The 17,301-nt window shown below is 28.3% G+C and carries 14 protein-coding genes; 13 read left to right on the top strand and 1 reads right to left on the bottom strand.

The window, feature by feature from the left end; genetic code table 11:
• Nucleotides 1-70 precede the first annotated feature (70 nt).
• From HRT41_13160 to HRT41_13115, 10 genes are read left to right on the top strand one after another with little or no spacing between them, the layout of a single operon-like run.
• Nucleotides 71-1,648 (top strand): RNA helicase, encoded by a 1,578-nt coding sequence (locus HRT41_13160; GenBank protein NQY24971.1) that lies wholly within the window; start codon nt 71-73, stop codon nt 1,646-1,648.
• 46 nt (nt 1,649-1,694) lie between these two features.
• Complete coding sequence (locus HRT41_13155; protein ID NQY24970.1) at nt 1,695-3,641, top strand: ankyrin repeat domain-containing protein; 1,947 nt, start codon at nt 1,695-1,697, stop codon at nt 3,639-3,641.
• Nucleotides 3,642-3,655: 14 nt separating this feature from the next.
• Nucleotides 3,656-4,957, top strand: coding sequence for a bifunctional UDP-N-acetylglucosamine diphosphorylase/glucosamine-1-phosphate N-acetyltransferase GlmU (gene glmU / locus HRT41_13150; protein NQY24969.1), 1,302 nt, complete (start codon nt 3,656-3,658; stop codon nt 4,955-4,957).
• A 1-nt stretch (nt 4,958) separates the two neighbouring features.
• The gene (gene coaBC / locus HRT41_13145) at nt 4,959-6,176 is read left to right on the top strand and encodes a bifunctional phosphopantothenoylcysteine decarboxylase/phosphopantothenate--cysteine ligase CoaBC (protein NQY24968.1); all 1,218 of its coding nucleotides are present in this window, start codon (nt 4,959-4,961) and stop codon (nt 6,174-6,176) included.
• Complete coding sequence (locus HRT41_13140; protein NQY24967.1) at nt 6,163-6,855, top strand: di-trans,poly-cis-decaprenylcistransferase; 693 nt, start codon at nt 6,163-6,165, stop codon at nt 6,853-6,855. The genes coaBC and HRT41_13140 overlap by 14 nt, the downstream gene beginning before the upstream one ends.
• Nucleotides 6,830-7,606, top strand: coding sequence for a prepilin peptidase (locus HRT41_13135; protein ID NQY24966.1), 777 nt, complete (start codon nt 6,830-6,832; stop codon nt 7,604-7,606). Before HRT41_13140 ends, HRT41_13135 begins: the two co-directional genes overlap by 26 nt.
• The gene (locus tag HRT41_13130; GenBank protein ID NQY24965.1) at nt 7,606-8,622 is read left to right on the top strand and encodes a YjgP/YjgQ family permease; all 1,017 of its coding nucleotides are present in this window, start codon (nt 7,606-7,608) and stop codon (nt 8,620-8,622) included. Before HRT41_13135 ends, HRT41_13130 begins: the two co-directional genes overlap by 1 nt.
• Nucleotides 8,622-9,347 carry a tRNA pseudouridine(38-40) synthase TruA gene (gene truA / locus HRT41_13125; protein NQY24964.1) on the top strand — a complete coding sequence of 242 codons (726 nt, stop codon included), beginning with the start codon at nt 8,622-8,624 and terminating at the stop codon, nt 9,345-9,347. The genes HRT41_13130 and truA overlap by 1 nt, the downstream gene beginning before the upstream one ends.
• 1 nt (nt 9,348) lies before the next feature.
• Nucleotides 9,349-11,880 carry a PAS domain-containing protein gene (locus HRT41_13120; protein ID NQY24963.1) on the top strand — a complete coding sequence of 844 codons (2,532 nt, stop codon included), beginning with the start codon at nt 9,349-9,351 and terminating at the stop codon, nt 11,878-11,880.
• 50 nt (nt 11,881-11,930) lie between these two features.
• Nucleotides 11,931-12,635 carry a response regulator gene (locus HRT41_13115; GenBank protein ID NQY24962.1) on the top strand — a complete coding sequence of 235 codons (705 nt, stop codon included), beginning with the start codon at nt 11,931-11,933 and terminating at the stop codon, nt 12,633-12,635.
• A 67-nt stretch (nt 12,636-12,702) separates the two neighbouring features.
• Here HRT41_13115 and HRT41_13110 read toward each other — a convergent pair whose 3' ends face one another.
• Complete coding sequence (locus HRT41_13110) at nt 12,703-13,647, bottom strand: TAXI family TRAP transporter solute-binding subunit (protein NQY24961.1); 945 nt, start codon at nt 13,645-13,647, stop codon at nt 12,703-12,705.
• 248 nt (nt 13,648-13,895) lie between these two features.
• Here HRT41_13110 and HRT41_13105 point away from each other — a divergent pair, with 248 nt between their 5' ends.
• The 3 genes from HRT41_13105 (at nt 13,896) to HRT41_13095 (ending at nt 17,262) form a co-directional block, all read left to right on the top strand.
• Nucleotides 13,896-14,912, top strand: a complete 1,017-nt coding sequence (locus tag HRT41_13105) for an amino acid ABC transporter substrate-binding protein (protein NQY24960.1) — start codon at nt 13,896-13,898, stop codon at nt 14,910-14,912.
• Between the two features lie 75 nt (nt 14,913-14,987).
• A complete protein-coding gene (locus HRT41_13100; protein ID NQY24959.1) occupies nt 14,988-16,175 on the top strand; it encodes an amino acid ABC transporter permease in 1,188 nt (395 codons plus the stop codon).
• A 1-nt stretch (nt 16,176) separates the two neighbouring features.
• On the top strand, nt 16,177-17,262 hold the full coding sequence (locus HRT41_13095) for an amino acid ABC transporter permease (GenBank protein NQY24958.1): 1,086 nt from the start codon (nt 16,177-16,179) through the stop codon (nt 17,260-17,262).
• Nucleotides 17,263-17,301 lie beyond the last annotated feature (39 nt).

The raw sequence follows: 17,301 nt of genomic DNA, 5'->3' as shown, positions 1-17,301 counted from the left end.
ATTTAAATGTAATTTATAAACTTTTTATTGTTTTAATACTCTATTATATACAATTCAATATAATACGCTTATGAAAAACAAATGGCAAGATCAATTACACAGTCTTTTAAATTGTGATTTAAAAGAATTATACCCCCTAGCACGTAGCATGAAGAGAAAATTAAAGTTTTTTGTAGGACCTACAAATTCTGGTAAAACTTATGCTGCTATGACTGAGCTTAAAGCTTCAAACTCAGGTCTTTATTTAGCCCCTTTGCGTTTATTAGCGCTTGAAGGTTATGAGGACTTAAAGAAAAATAACATTGATGTTTCTTTAATTACAGGAGAAGAACAGCTTTTTAATGAAGATGCTGCTCATGTATGTTCCACTATTGAAATGATGGATTTTGATTTGGATGTTGATATTGCTGTCATTGATGAAGTTCAAATGTTAGCTGATATTGATAGAGGTTGGGCTTGGGTGAATGCCATTATTGGTTGTCCTGCTTCTACTATTATTATGACAGGTTCTGTAAATGCCCTAGATGCTATTAAAACAATTGCAGCGTATTTAGATGAAGACCTAGAAATTGTTAAATTCCAGCGGAAAAATCCTTTAGAAGTAATGACAAAACATACTTCTTTAAACTCTCTTGAGCCTGGCACTGCCATTATCGCTTTTTCAAGAGCAGAAGTATTAAAACTAAAATCAAGGCTAAATAAAAAACATAAGGTCTCTGTGATTTATGGAAATCTTTCTCCTGAAGTAAGACGGGATGAAGCCAGACGTTTTAGAGAAGGAGAAACAACTATTTTAATAGCAACGGATGCTATTGCTATGGGTTTAAATCTTCCTATTAAAACTATTTTATTCTCCAATCATAAAAAATTTGATGGTATTTCAAAACGCGGTTTACTAGTAAATGAGATTGTTCAATTAGCAGGACGCGCTGGTCGTTATGGTTTACATGAAGTGGGTTATTTAGGTGCAACATATAAAGATACGCTTGAGTATATTACAGAAGAATTTAAAAAACCAGTAAAAACAATCAAACCTCCTTTTAATGTAAAAATAAACAATGCCCAATTAGAAAGTCTGGCGTCACATTTACAAACCCAGTCTTTAACAAAAGTACTTAGTTATTTTGCAAAAAACATGAAATTCTCAGGACCTTTTAGAGCGGCTAATATTTCTTCAATGTTAAGTGCAGCAAAAATAGTGGATGAAAAATTCAATTTAAAATTAGAAGATAAATATTTATTAGCACAAGCGCCTATGACTACAAAATCACCTTTAATTCTTCAAGCATACAGTGCATATATAGCAACAGTAATTAAAAATAAAGTCTCACGATATAAACCCTCAATTACTCTTCCTAAAAAAGCAGTGACTACAAAAGATTTATTATTAGTTGAAGATGAGATTAAGAAGATATCTTTATACTTATGGTTAGGGCATAAAATGCCAGAATTATTTCCGGATGCAATTAAAGCCGTACTTCAAAGAAATGTATTAAATCAGTTTATAGAGAAGTCTTTGCAAAATACAAATTTAAAAGAAGAATTCAATAAAAACAGAACGAATAATAGGAATAAAGATTATAAACGTTTGGACTTAAATCCAAAAAGAAACCATAGAAGAAGAGAAAGATCTGGTCCCAAGTTTTAATAAACTTCGATATAATAGTTAAAAGAGAATGAGAAGGAAGAAAAGAATGCTTGGCATTTTTAAGACAGATGGTTTTGAACAATTACAAAAAGAGCTCTTAAAAGAGACCCTGAATGAAGATAAAATTGCTAAATTAATTGCTTCTGATATTGATATTAATCAAAAAGACAATAAAGGCAGAACTATTTTATTTTCTTTTGTAGCCAAAGGAAAAATCTCTGCTATTAAAATCCTTCTAAAAAATGGTATGGATATAAATCTTGAAGACAAGTATGGTAAAACAGTCTTAGATGAAGCCATATATAAAGATGATAATATGATGATTCGTTTTATCTTAGAAGAAGGTGCTTCTTTAGATAAATACAATTCTTCTGGTCGAACGCTTATGCAAGATATTGCCCTAGAAGGTAATTCGCGTGTTTTTAGAATTCTTATGAAATATAATCCCAATTTAGAACTAAAAGATTCTTATGGTAAAACAGTTCTTTTTGATGCAGTTGAGGGTGGAAACTTAGATATTGTAAAAGAAATCCTTAATAATATCGAAGATATTAATGTTTTAAATGAAGAAGGACAAAGTGTTCTTTTTAATGCTGTTTTTAAAGAAGATACCAGTATTTGTCAATATTTAATTGATTATGGGGTTGATGTAAATATTTTGGATGTTAACAGACAAAATGTTTTATTTAACGCTATTGTTATGGGCTCTTCTCATATGGAGATTATTTATTCTTTGGTTGAACATAATATTAAACTCAATCAAAAAGACATTCATGGAAAAAATATTTTGGTTGAAATACTAAAAATACTAAGTATTTTAAAAACAATGAAAGACGGAGATAAAAAGTTTGATAATAAGTACAAATATATCAATGGTGAGCGGGACTATTTAAGACTTACTAGTTTTTTAATTGATTCTGGTTTAGCCGTAAACCGAATTACACAAAGTGGTAAAACCTTATTAAAAAAAGAAGTAGATGTTAAAAACTATGAAGCCATTGATTTTTTATTAAAAGCGGGTGCTAATATTAATGCTGTGGATAAAGAAGGTAAAACGGTACTTTTTGATGCTGTATTAAAAGGGCCTAATAATCAAAAAATGATTGATTATTTGATTGAAAATAATGCCGATTATGATCACAGAGACAATAATGAAAAAACAATTGTAGATGAATTGGCTGAGGTTATTTTAATCCAAGACAATAATAAAAAACCAAGCTCAAGAAGGTTTTTAAGTATTGATGCTGGGGCTGATTATTATGCGCTTTTAAAACATTTTTTAATTTACCGGCCTGCAATTAATCGAGCAAGAAAAGATGGTCGAACTATTTTATTCGATATTATTATTTTTAATAACTTAGAATTATTAAAATTATTCTTTAATGCAGGTATTGATGCCAATATTATCGATAACGAGAGAAATACTCCCTTATCTGTTTTGGTTGATGATGGTTTACTTATTGAAAAAGTTCGTAAAAAAGAGCTCTTTTTAGAGAAATTGGTATTTTTCCTTAAATTTCGAATTGCTATGGATATCACAGATAAAAATGGAAGAACAGTATTTCATAAAGCAGTACTTGCAGATGATATTGATGTAGTTGAAAAACTCTTAAGTAAAAAAACAGATTTAAATATAAAAGACAAACAAGGCAGAACTGCTTTACATCATACACAATGGAAGGGTAATTATAAAATTGCCAGACTTTTAATAGCAGCTGGGGCTAATCTAGATATCAGTGATAATGCTGGGTTTTCTCTTTTAAATTACGCTGCTATCTTAGGACATACACGTTTAGTTGTTGCTCTTATTGCTTCTGGTGTTTTAATGTATAACAAAAGTAAAAAATCTCAAAAAATTGCACAATACTTTAAAGATAAAGAAGAAGGTTTAGAGCGTTTAGTTAAAACAAATCTAAATGATGAAAAAATGAAACAAGCAATGAAACAAGTGGTTGAAAATCTTAAAAATGAGATTCAAAACGCTTTAAAATAAGGATAAAAATAAGAATGAATAATACTTCCATAATAATTTTAGCAGCAGGTGCTGGCAGTAGAATGAAATCTTCTTTGCCAAAAGTTTTACACAAAATATCTGGTAAAGAGATGTTGTATTATTCAATAAAAGAAGCCTTAAAATTAAGCGATGACATCACTGTTATTTTATACCATGATGCACAAAAAGTACAAAAATGTATGGAGGAATATTTTCCTTTAAAAATAAAATATGTGCTTCAAGATGTTAAAAATTATCCAGGTACGGGTGGAGCTGTTAGAGGAATTAGTCCTAAGTATTCAAAAACATTGGTTCTAAATGGAGATATGCCCCTTATTCAAGCAAGTGAATTAGAAAAATTTGACTTAGATGCTTGTATTGTTATGAGTGTTTTAGAACTTAATGATGCAAGTGGTTATGGAAGAGTCATTATGGAAAATGACAAAATTACAAAAATTGTAGAACAAAAAGATGCCAATGTCGAAGAATTAGCTGTAAAAACTGCTAATGCAGGAATTTATCTTTTTGAAACAGCGTTTTTATTAGATGCTTTACCTAAACTTTCAAATAACAATGCTCAAAAAGAATATTATATTACAGACCTTGTAGAAATAGCACTTTCTTTAAATAAAACATTAAAACCTCTTTTTGTAAATGAAGAGAATTTTAAAGGGGTTAATTCAAAATTAGATTTATGCGATGCAGAAATTATTCATCAAAATAGAATTAAAAATGAATTTTTAAAAGCAGGGGTTATTATGCGCTTGCGTGATACTATTTATATAGAAGAAAGTGTTAAGATTGAAGGTGAGAGTATTCTTGAGAACGGAGTGACTCTTTTAGGAAATACCAGTATTATTTCTTCTCATATTAAAGCACATACTGTAATAGAGAATGCAATACTTGAGAACTCAGATGCTGGTCCCATGGCTAGAATCAGACCTGGGTCTGTTTTAATTAATACCCATATTGGTAATTTTGTTGAGACCAAAAAAGCTAAACTTACGGGTGTAAAAGCAGGTCATTTGTCTTACTTAGGGGATTGTGAAATCAATGAAGGTACAAATATTGGTTGTGGTACGATTACTTGTAATTATGACGGTATGAATAAACACAAAACACTTATTGGTAAAAATGTTTTTATAGGTTCAGCTACTCAATTAATTGCACCCATTGTTTTAGAAGACAATTGTATGATAGCAGCTGGTAGTACTATTAGTTCTGATGTAAAAGAGGGCGAATTAGCAATTACAAGAGCGAAAGCCAAAAACATTAAAGGCTTTTTTTATAAATTTTTTAATAAAGTAAAGTCTTAGTATGTTAAAAAATAAAAATATTTTAATTGGAATTACAGGATCCATTTCTGTTTATAAAAGTCTGGAGCTTATCCGCTTGTATATTAAAGCAGGCGCAAACGTAAAAGTAATCATGACACAAGCCTCGCAAAAATTTGTTTCTGCTTTAAGTTTTGAGACTATTTCACAAGCCAAAATATTAGATGATACAAATGAAGATTGGGATAAAGACTCACTATACAATCACATAACAATTGGAAAATGGGCAGATATATTTATACTGTGTCCTTTAAGTGCTAATACTATTAATAAATTAAGCAATGGAATTGCAGATAATATTCTAAGTCAAACTGTCCTTGCTTATAATAAAAAAATCCTGCTTTGCCCTGCTGCTAATACCAATATGCTTGAAAATCCTATTACACGTGAAAGTTTAAAAAAACTAAAAAACAATGGCATGACTATAGTTGAACCTTTGGTAAAAGAATTGGCCTGCAGAGATATTGGAAAAGGTGCTTTAGCTGATATTTCTGATATTTATTATGAAAGTATCAAAATTTTAAAAGAAGATGAATACTGGAAGAATAGAAAAGTTGTAATATCTGGAGGGGGAACTGTTGAAAAAATAGATGATGTAAGGTACATCTCTAATTTTTCTTCTGGGAAAATGGCTGCATCTTTGGCTTTGGCTTTATATTTAAAAGGGGCAAATGTTGTTTTAGTAACAACAAGAGGGTACGAAAACTTACCCTTGGGTCTTAATATTAAAGAAGTTACTTCAAGTAAAGAAATGCATGAACACTTAGAACAAGAATTAAACATTGATGAAAGTTTAAAAAAACCGTATTTATTTATGGTGGCAGCTGTTAGTGATTATCTTCCAAGCCTTGAGATTTCTGGTAAACTAAAAAAAGAAGACCTAGGAAATGAGTGGAATCTTTTGTTAAATCAAAACTTAGATATCTTAAACCAATTAAATAAAGAAAAAGTATATTCTATTGGTTTTAAAGCAGAAACCAATAAAAAAACAGCAAAAAAGAATGCTCTTTCTATGTTAGAAAATAAAAATCTTGATGCTGTGTGTTTAAATATTATTAATGAGAACAACCCTTTTGGTGGAAATAATAATGAAATTGAACTTTTATTAAAAAACGAAGCCTATTCCTTTAAAGGCAGTAAACTGGATATCTCTTTTGATTTAATTACCTCTTTAAAGAAGCTTTTTAATGATAAGTCTTAAAAAAGAACTGCCAGCTCATATTGCTATTATTATGGATGGTAATGGAAGATGGGCAAAAGAGCGAAATCTTAAAAGAACAGCAGGTCATGAAGAAGGTGCCAATACAGTAAGACGTATTACAAAACACTGTGCAAAACTAGATATTAAGTTTTTGACTTTATATGCATTTTCAACTGAAAATTGGAACAGACCTATTTTAGAAGTGGAATTTTTAATGCGTTTATTGAATAAACATTTAAAAAAAGAACTGGTAGTGTATTTAGAAAACAATATTAGATTTAAAGCCATTGGTGATTTAAGCAGATTTTCTAAATCTTTACAAAACACAATACAAGAAACACAAAATAAAACTAAAAAGTGTACAGGACTTACTCAAGTACTGGCGCTTAATTATGGTTCAAGAAATGAAATTACAAGAGCTCTGCAAAAACTTGTTGATAACAAACTTGACATTACAGAAGAAAATATTTCTGCTTCTTTAGATACTTCTTTTATGCCAGATGTTGATATGTTAATTAGAACATCAGGGGAAGTTCGATTATCTAACTACTTACTTTGGCAAAATGCTTATTCTGAGATGTTTTTTACTTCTACGTATTGGCCAGAATTTACAAGTTTAGAATTAGATGATATGTTAAGTGATTTTGACAATCGTGAAAGACGTTTTGGTGGAATATAGTTTTGTCTTTATATTAGGAGCAGTATTTGGCTCTTTTTTAAATGTATTAATTGTTCGATTGCCTTTAAATATCTCTGTTGTTTATCCTTCTTCTAAAACATTATGCTGTAAAAGAAAAATAAAATTTTATCATAATATTCCTATTCTTTCTTATCTTTTTTTAAAAGGTAAATGTGCTTATTGTAAAGCTAGATATTCTTTTGTTTACTTTTTTGTTGAATTATTTTCTGCATGTTTGGCTTTATATATAATTGTTATTTATGGCTTGTCCCTAAACAGTGTTTTTTTGCTTCTACTTTTTTATACCTTGCTTGTTTTATCTTTTATTGATTTAAAATACAAAGCGGTTCCTGATTACCTTTTAATTATTGTTTTACTCTTGTCTCTTTTTGTAAAGTCTGATAATCTGATAGAGGCTTTTAAAAATGCCTTCTTATTTGCAGGAGCAATATCTTTATTGCTTGTTTTTTTAAACTTTTACATACAAAATATCAAAGCTAAATTTTTAAAAAAAGAGGAGCTGAAAACACAAGAAGCCCTTGGTGAAGGTGATATAGTAATTTTTGCTATCATTGGAATAATCCTAGGCGTAAAAGCAGGTTTATTTGCTATTTTTTTAGCCAGTATTTTTGCTATACTTCCAGCACTCTATTTACATATCAAATGTAAAGAATATCAAACACCTTTTATTCCCTTTTTATTTTTAGGATTAATATGTGAGTTTGTTTTTAATATATCAAAGGTTTTTTAGTGAAAATTAAACAATATCTATACTCCAATATAGCAAGTACATTTTTTCCTATAATATTTGGATTATTTTTTATTACTTCAATTATATTTTTAGTAAAAATCGCTTCCTTAACATCAATTATTACTTTAAATGTCTGGGAGTTGATGACCTTATATTTATATGTTGTTCCTAAAATATTTTTTTATACTATTCCTATTTCATTTTTTATCTCACTTGTAATGTCGATGGCCAGACTATCAAATGAATATGAGCTTATTGTTATTACATCTTTTGGTTTTAATCCCACGCGTATTATTAAAATGCTTTTTCCCATTTGTTTTTTATTGTCTTTTGCTTTATTGGTTGTATCTGTTGGTTTAATTCCAAAAGCAGAACATTTAAGTTCTGTTTTGTTAAATCAAAAAAAGAAAGAAGCCAATTTTAATATTAAAGCTTCCGAATTTGGTCAAAAATTTGGCGATTGGTTGATTTATATTGATGAAAAAAAAGACAATAAGTTTAAAGAAGTGCGTTTGTTTAAAACACAAAATAATACAGATCAGTTTATTGTTTCAAAAAATGCAGTATTACAAAATGACAAAGGAACTTTGTCTTTTATACTTAATGAGGGACGTTCTTTTTATATTGAAGAAAAAACAATTAATCAAATAGATTTTGAAGTAATGAATATTTCAGATTCTTTAGGAAAGAATAAAAACGATATCTTTATAAATTCATATCTTTACTGGAAAAATAATATCAAGAATAACAAAGATGTGGATAAACTTTCTTTTTATATTCTTGTGTCTTTTTTTCCTTTAATGTCTTTATATTTAGTTATTGCTTTTGGTTATTTTAACCCACGGTATGATAAAAATAAATCCTTGGCATATTCTGTTTCTTTTGTTGTTTTGTTTTATGTATTTGCCCAAAATGCAAGTGATAAACTTTTTTTATTGTCTTTATTTGTAGTACCTTCTTTTTGGATTATTATGAGTTATTTTATATACGTGAAAAAAATAAAAGCCTTGTATTAATGAATGTTAAATTCACCATCCAATACGATGGAACAGATTTTTTTGGTTCTCAAAAACAGCCCAATAAACATACTATTGAAAATGCACTCTTAAAAGCATTTTTGAAAATTAATATCGATACTAAAATCATTCTTTCAGGGAGAACAGATAAAGAAGTGCATGCTTCTGGACAAGTATTTAATACTAATATTCCACTTCATTGGAAAAACAATTTTATAAAATTACAAAAAGTATTAAATCAACAATTGCCTTTGAGTATAAGAATTAAGAATCTTGTTGAAGTCAATACAGACTTTCATTCGCGCTTTGATGCAAAAAAGCGTGTATATAGGTATTTAATAAGTACAAAAGAAAAGAATGCTTTTTCTTATAAATATATTTCTTATGTCAAAGAGATCAATGAAGACTTAATAAAAGAAGCAATAAAAGTTTTTGTAGGTATTCATGATTTTTCTTTGTTTCATAAACTTGGAAGTGATAAAGAATATTTAGTACGAGAAATTTTTAAAACAAGTTTTTATAAATACAAAGATATTTATGTTTTTAAATTTACAGCAAATTCTTATTTACGTTCTCAAATTAGGTTAATGGTGGGTTTTTTATTAGAAATATCTAGAGGTAAGTTAGGTATAGAGGATTTGAAACTTCAAATTCAAAATAAACACTGTTTTTTCAAAAAACCTGCAGATCCTTATGGTCTTTATTTATCTAAAGTGATTTACTAAAATGTTTTTTAAAAAAAATAAATTTTATACCTTAAATGATATTAAAAAACGAATTACCTTAATTCCTTTATTTTTTATAGGTTTTTTTACTGTTGCTTCTATTGTAGTATCTGGATATTTTTTAAAAACTAAATTAGCAGAAGATATTTATAATGTAGAAAAACAAAACAACATTGTAATCCAAGAAGAGTTAAAAGATTTTACTTTAAGTATAGAAAAAAACTTAGCGTTAAAGTATGAAAACGTACAAAATGATTTAAAAGAATCAAATTATGAATTAATTGGTTTTATTAATGCAAAAAAAGGAAGTCAATCTTTTGTTTTGCAAGATCTTTATTCTTATATCCATTATTTAGAAAATAAAAAAAACATTTCTTTGCTTTTATTTGACAAAGAAAAATATTCTTTGTTGTATGGAGAAGAAATTCTTAAAACAATAAAGGATGAATATTTTAAGAACAAAAGTTCTTTTACTTTTTCAAAAGATTTTTTCAAACAAACGTTAAAAAATAAGAAAAAAGATATTTTGATATATGAAAATAAAGAACATCTTTTATTGTCTTCTTTTTCTTCTGTAAATTCTTTATCCTGGGAACTTGCTTTTTTCTCGCCGCTCTTAGATAAAAGAATGCAATTTTTGAAAATTTTTGAAAAAAGCATATATAAAAGAAGCAAAAAAATAGAAGGTCATTTTGTTTTATTAAATCATAATAAAAAAAGTGTTTATAATTATTACAATCAAAACAAAGAAATATTAATAAAAAATATATATGATTTTACTTATGATAAAAATAATGTTCATCTTTTTGAAGCTTATTCTCTAAGTTTGTTACTTAAAAAAGAATATCTTCCTTCTTCTTTATTTTTACTAAAAGAAAAGTTCTATAATTCTCTAAGTTATGCGGGAATCGTAATTTTTATTATCACTTTATTGTTATTTCTTTTTACAATCTTTTTTACGCGTTTTTTATCCAGAGTATTTTATTTGTATGATTTACGATCAAAAGGTAAAACTAACTTATATAAACAATTAAAAGACAGATATGCCCTTGCTATTATTGCTTCAAATGACAGTTTATGCGATATAGATTTAGAAAAGAATATAATCTTTTTTTCAAAAAAATGGGAAGATACTTTTTTTTACGATAAAAATAAAATTAATTCGATTGATGCTTGGCATGAATTAATTCATGAAGAAGACAAAGAAGTAGTTAAACAACTTTTTACTGAGCATTTAGAAGGAAAAAATAAAAAGTTTGTTGTTGAATACAGAATTAAACATAAAGATGGAATGTATAAATGGGTTTTAGCACGTGGAGAAATATTTAAAAATAAAAAAAATAAAAATATTAGAATGTTAATGACACTTATGGATATAGATGAAAGAAAGAATCTTTTTAAAGAACTTTCCAATGTTGAGAGGCTTGTAGAATCAGGAAGAATCGTAATTTTTAGATGTTCAAACGATAATAAATTTCTTTTAAAAACTATTTCCTCAAGTATTTCCTCTTATGGTTATGATAAAAAAGATTTTATTGAACACAAAATTAAGTACTTTGATTTTATTTTTGAAGAAGACCTAATGGATTTTAAAGCTTCATTAAAAGATGCAATAGTTCGAAACTTAAGCGCTTTTTCTACCATCTACAGAGTGAAAGAAAAATCTGGTTCCATTAAATGGGTTTTTTCTCGTATTGTTTTAATTAAAGATCACTTGAATACAGTCACAGAATTTTATGGATATATAAATGATATAACCCAATTAAAACTCAATGAAAAAGAGTTAAAAGAAAAGATTAAAAAAGAAGTTGATAAAAATATTGAAAAAGACAGATTATTGGTGCATCAAAATAAGCTGGCATCTATGGGTAAAATGTTAGGAAATATCGCCCATCAATGGAGACAGCCATTAAATAATATTTCTTTATTAATCTATTTTGTACGTGATCATTATTTTAAAAAAGAGTTTACAAAAAAAGAATTAAATGAAAACATAGATCACATTAAGTTTCAATTGGATTTTATGTCAAATACCATTGATGATTTTAGAAATTTTTATTTACCAACTAAGAGTAAAAATTCTTTTTGGATTCAAGAGTCTATTCAAACAGCTTATAAAATTGTTAAATCAGAGTTTGATAGTTCGAATACAAAATTAATATTTAACACTTTTGATATAGAAGTTAATACTTATAAAAATGAGTTCCAACAAGTGATTGTAAATATTTTAAGCAACAGTCATGATGCAGCAATAGAAAAATTAAAAAATGAGACCTTTTCTCCTTTTGTTAAGATTAATATTGAAGAAATGAAAGAAAACATTAAAGTAGAAATACAAAATAATTGTGGAAGTGCAAGTACTGAGGTCATTAAACGAATGTTTGAACCCTATTTTACTACAAAGTTCGAAAGTCAAGGAACAGGAATTGGTCTTTATATGTGTAAAGTTATTATTGAAAAAAACATTAAAGGCTCAATTGATGCATTTAATACACAAGATGGGATGAAATTTATTATTGTTTTACCTAAATAGGTAATTTTTAGTTATAATACTTTTAAATGATAAAAATATGGAGAGTATGTATGAGTGATTATAAAACTAGGGTTTTATTAGTAGAAGATGAAGAACTTGCAAGAAAAACTCTGTCTTTTTATTTAAATACGATCTTTGATGAAGTTTTAGTTGCTTGCGATGGAGAAGAAGGTATTAACCTTTTCAAAGAGCAAAGCTTTGATTTGGTATTAACAGATATTAGAATGCCTAATAAAGATGGTATTACAATGATTGATGAAATGTTGACTCTTGTTAGTGATCAACGATTTATTATTGTATCTGCTTATAAAAACGAAGATGACTTATTAAAATTAATTAATTTAAAAGTATTGGGTTATTTTGTTAAACCTCTTAATATTGACGATATGATGGATATGCTTCAAAAAGCAAAAACGGAACTTTTAGAAGATAAAGCGGGACAAGATAAAAAAGACAATGACGAGATTGTTAAATTAAATAAAACCTATTCTTATAAAAAAGGTAGAAATATTTTATATCGAAATGGAGAAAGTGTTAAACTTTCTAATAAAGAAAGTCAAATACTAGTAACGTTAATTTCAGATATTGGAGAAGTTATTTCTGTTGATTCTTTTAAATTAAAAGTTTGGGACGATCTTACTACTTCTGATAGTGCATTTAGAACAGTAATGAAAAGATTAAAAGATAAAATCAAAGACAACGATTTTATTGTTTCACATAAAGGTTATGGTTATATTATAGATTTACCTTTATAAGGCAAAATTTTTGTGATAAAAAAAGGTAGAAACAAATGTTTCTACCTTTTTTTATGTCCTGAATATTTTATAAAAGTCCTGCTTCTTTAAAATATTTTTTTGCACCTTTATGTAAGGGCGCAGATAATCCATCTAACAATGACGCTTTGGTAATGTTGGCATATACAGGGTGTAGTTTTTTAAAAGATTCAAAGTTTTCTAAAATAACTTTTACCAATTCATAAATGGTTTCATCTTTTACATCGGTACTTGCAACTAAAACTGCTTTAACTCCAAACGTTTCAATTTTTTTATTGTTATTTTTATACATACCTGCTGGAATACTTGCTTTTGCAAAATAAGGATATTTTTTTAATAAAGAATTAATTGTTTGACCTTTTAAAGGTATGATTTTAGCATCACTTGCATCTGTCGCAATTTTTATATTCGCATTTGGGTGTCCTACTATATAAAAATAAGCATCAATTTTATTGTCTCTTAATGCATCAGGCATAGAAACTGCATTTAAAGAACCTGCATATTTCAGCTGTGATTTTTTAATATTATTTTCTTTAAAAAGAGTAAGAACTGTACCTTCTGTTCCTGAACCTTTATTTCCAATATTTATACGCTTGTTTTTTATATCTTTTAGTGATTTAATATTAGAATCGGTTCTTGTTACGAAAGTCAATAACTCTGGATATATAGCCATTACAGAGCGAAGTTTTTTTACTTGTTTACCCTTAAATTGACCATTTCCACGGGACGCTTGGTATACAACATCACTTTGCGCAATTCCCAAATCAAGTTCAGAATTATTAATGCTGTTTATATTGTAAACAGAAGCTTGAGTCGCTTCAACCGAGCATCTGATTTTGACATCTTTGCTAAGTTTATTTACCATTCTACAAATGGCTGCTCCTGTTGGGTAATACGTTCCTGTTAATCCACCTGTTCCAATGGTAATTCTCTCCAAAGCAAAAGAAGGATGTGATATTAAACTTAAGATTGCAATTGCGCCAAGTTTTGTCATACTTTCTCCTCGTTATTTTTATAATTATATTATCTTATCTTATATAAGATTTAAGTTGTATAAATAATCCTTAAACACCAAGAAATATTAAGAAAAACCCTTCATTATTTTTAATAAAAAAATTTGTAAATATAATAAAATTGCTATGTTAATGCTACGCTTAACTTATATACTAGTTATTGAAAGTTTAATTTAGTTTAATTATTTAAATCATATTAAATTACCAACATAATTCAAAAGGACAAAAAATGAACGTATTAAAAATTGCTTCTTTAAGTGTAGCTTCTCTAGCTCTAGCTGCTACAGTATCTAGTGCAGATACTTTATCGAATGTTAAAAGTAAAGGTGTTTTAAATTGTGGTGTTTCTACTGGAATCCCAGGTTTTTCTACTACTGATTCAAAAGGTGTTTGGAAAGGGTTAGATGTTGATTTTTGTAAATCAGTAGCTGCTGCTGTTTTAGGTGATGCTTCTAAAGTTAAATATATTCCAATGACTGCTAAAGAAAGATTTGTAGCATTAGCATCTGGTGAAATTGACTTACTTGCTCGTGCATCTACGTGGACTGCAACTAGAGATACTTCTTTGGGTGTTACTTTTGCTGGTGTAAATTATTTTGATGGTCAAGGTTTTTTAGTTAATAAAAAATTGGGTGTTACTAAAGCTTCTGAATTAGATGGTGCTACATTTTGTATCCAAGCTGGAACTACGACTGAGCTTAACTTAACAGATTATTTTAAATCAAATAATATGGAATATAAAGCAGTTACTTATGATACTTCAGGACAAACTGGTGATGGATTTAAAAAAGGTAGATGTGATGCTATTACTTCTGATGCATCTCAATTAGCTGGTATTAGATCTAAAATGGATAATCCTGCTGGATATGTGATTTTATCTGATATTATTTCTAAAGAGCCTTTAGGACCTGTTGTTAGACAAGGTGATGATAAATGGTTTAATATTGTTAAATGGACTATGTATGCAACACTTCAAGCTGAAGAGTCTGGTGTTACTAAAGAAAATGTTGATGCACAACTTAAATCTAAAAATCCTTCAATTCAAAGATTATTAGGTGTTTCTGGTAAAACAGGTGAAAACTTAGGTTTAGATAATGCTTGGGCTTACCGAATTGTTAAACAAATTGGAAATTACGGTCAATCATATGATATGCATGTTGGTAAAGATTCTCCTTTAGATATTCCTAGAGGATTAAATAAATTATGGAACAAGGGTGGTTTAATGTACCCTATGCCAATTAGATAATTGATTTGAGAAAAAAGGGCTTTGCCCTTTTTTTTTGTATATATTAATAACAAATTTATATCTTCGAGGTAAAACATGAAAAATAACAAAAAAACTGCTCTCTTTTCTAAAGGATTTTTTAACAATCCAGAAAATAGAGCAGTTATTTATCAAATTGTTACATTGGGAATAGTTGTTCTTATTACTATGTATTTAGTAGGAAACCTATTTGACAATGTTGAAAAAAGAGGTATTACAACAGGATTCGCTTTTTTAGATGAAGTAGCTGGTTTTGGAGTAAGTCAAAATTTAATCCCATACGATGATGTAAGTTCAACGTATGGAAGAGTATTTTTAGTTGGTGTTTTAAATACACTTTTAGTATCTGTAATTGCATTAGTATTTACTACTATTATAGGTCTTATGATAGGAATTGGACGTTTATCAAACAACTGGTTGATTTCAAAATTGTGTATGGTATATGTAGAAATATTTAGAAATATTCCTATTTTATTACAAATATTATTTTGGTATAACGTTGTATTAGCGGCACTTCCAAGCCCTAGAAAAAGTATGGTCTTTTTTGAGCATGCATTTTTAAATAACAGAGGTTTTATACTTCCAAAACCTATTATGGAATCAAACGCAATCTTTATTGGTATTTCGATACTAATTGCTATTGCTTCTGTCTTTTATTTAGTACGATGGTCTAAAAAAAGACACGATGAAACAGGAGAAGAATTTCCTATTTACAAAGTATCAATAGCAATTTTAGTTTTTGCTCCTGTTCTTGTGTATTTTGTATCAGGACAACCAATATCAGCTGATTATCCTGCTTTAAGTGGCTTTAATTTTAAAGGTGGATTCACTATTATTCCTGAGTTATTAGCTCTTGCTTTTGCGTTAAGTATTTATACTGCAACCTATATTGCAGAAGCTGTTCGAGCAGGAATTGAATCTGTACCAGTAGGACAAAAAGAAGCGGCTAAGTCTTTGGGATTAAAAGATCATATTATTTTACAAAAAGTAGTTCTTCCTCAAGCGTTAAGAGTTATTATTCCTCCTGTTATAAATCAATATCTTAACCTGGTAAAGAATTCATCTTTAGCAACAGCTATTGGATATCCAGAGATAGTAACCTTGTTTTCAGGGACGGCACTAAATCAAGTGGGTCAAGCTATTGAGATTATTTTAATGACAATGGCTGTGTATTTGACATTTTCAATTATAATATCCGTTGCTCTTAACTGGGTCAACGCCAAAATTCAATTAAAGGGGAGATAAGATGGCTATTTTTGAATTAAAAGAAGTAAGAGAAGCTCCTTCAGGTTCTAAGGGTCCAATTCATTGGGCAAAAGAGAAACTATTTTCTTCTATTGGGAATACTATTTTAACCTTGCTTGGTTTTTATTTGGTATATATGACTATTCCTCCTTTATTGGATTGGATGATTTTTGATGCAACGTGGTCAGGTACTAAAGCTGAGATTACAAAAGATGGTGCTAGATGGATTTTTATTATTGAAAAATTTGATCAATTTATGTATGGTTTTTACCCTGAAAGTGAACATTGGCGTATATTAACAATTGTTGTACTTTTCCCTATATCTATTGTTTTATTTAAGTATGTATTAAAAACTCCAAAAGCAAAATTGGCTTTATTAATAGCATTTCCAATTGTTTCTTTTATATTAATATCTGGAAATATTTTTGGATTAATGCATGTAGAAACCCATAAATGGGGTGGTTTGATGTTAACTATTGTTGTTGCATCTGTAGGTATTATTGCTTCTTTTCCTATTGGAATTATGTTAGCCCTTGGGCGGCAATCTAAAATGCCTTTAATTAGAACCTTATGTATTGGTTTTATTGAGTTTATTAGAGGGGTACCTTTAATTACTCTTTTATTTATGGCATCCGTTGTTTTACCAATGTTTTTTCATGAAGGTATAGATTTTGATAAGTTATTACGTGCTTTAATAGGTATTACTCTGTTTCAATCTGCTTATATTGCAGAAGTTATTAGAGGTGGATTGCAAGCAATTCCAAGAGGTCAATATGAAGCAGCAGATGCTTTAGGTTTGACGTATTGGCAAGCAATGTTTTTAATTATTTTACCACAAGCTTTAAAAATATCAATTCCAAATATTGTAGGTTCTTTTATTGCATTATTTAAAGATACAACCTTGATTTTAATTATTGGTTTATTTGATATTCTCGCAATGGTTACATTAACCAATAGTGATACACAATGGTTAGGTTTTGAAGTGGAAGGTTATGTATTTGTAACTATGATTTATTGGGCAATTTGTTTTTCAATGTCACAATATTCTAAATCCATTGAACGAAGATTTAATACAGAAAATAAATAAAAGAATAAGAGGCGAATAAAGTCTCTTTCTTACTATAAA

The sequence above is a fragment of the Campylobacteraceae bacterium genome (assembly GCA_013215945.1).
In the GTDB taxonomy this organism is placed as follows: domain Bacteria; phylum Campylobacterota; class Campylobacteria; order Campylobacterales; family Arcobacteraceae; genus NORP36.
This window is presented reverse-complemented; position numbering and strand designations above follow the sequence as displayed.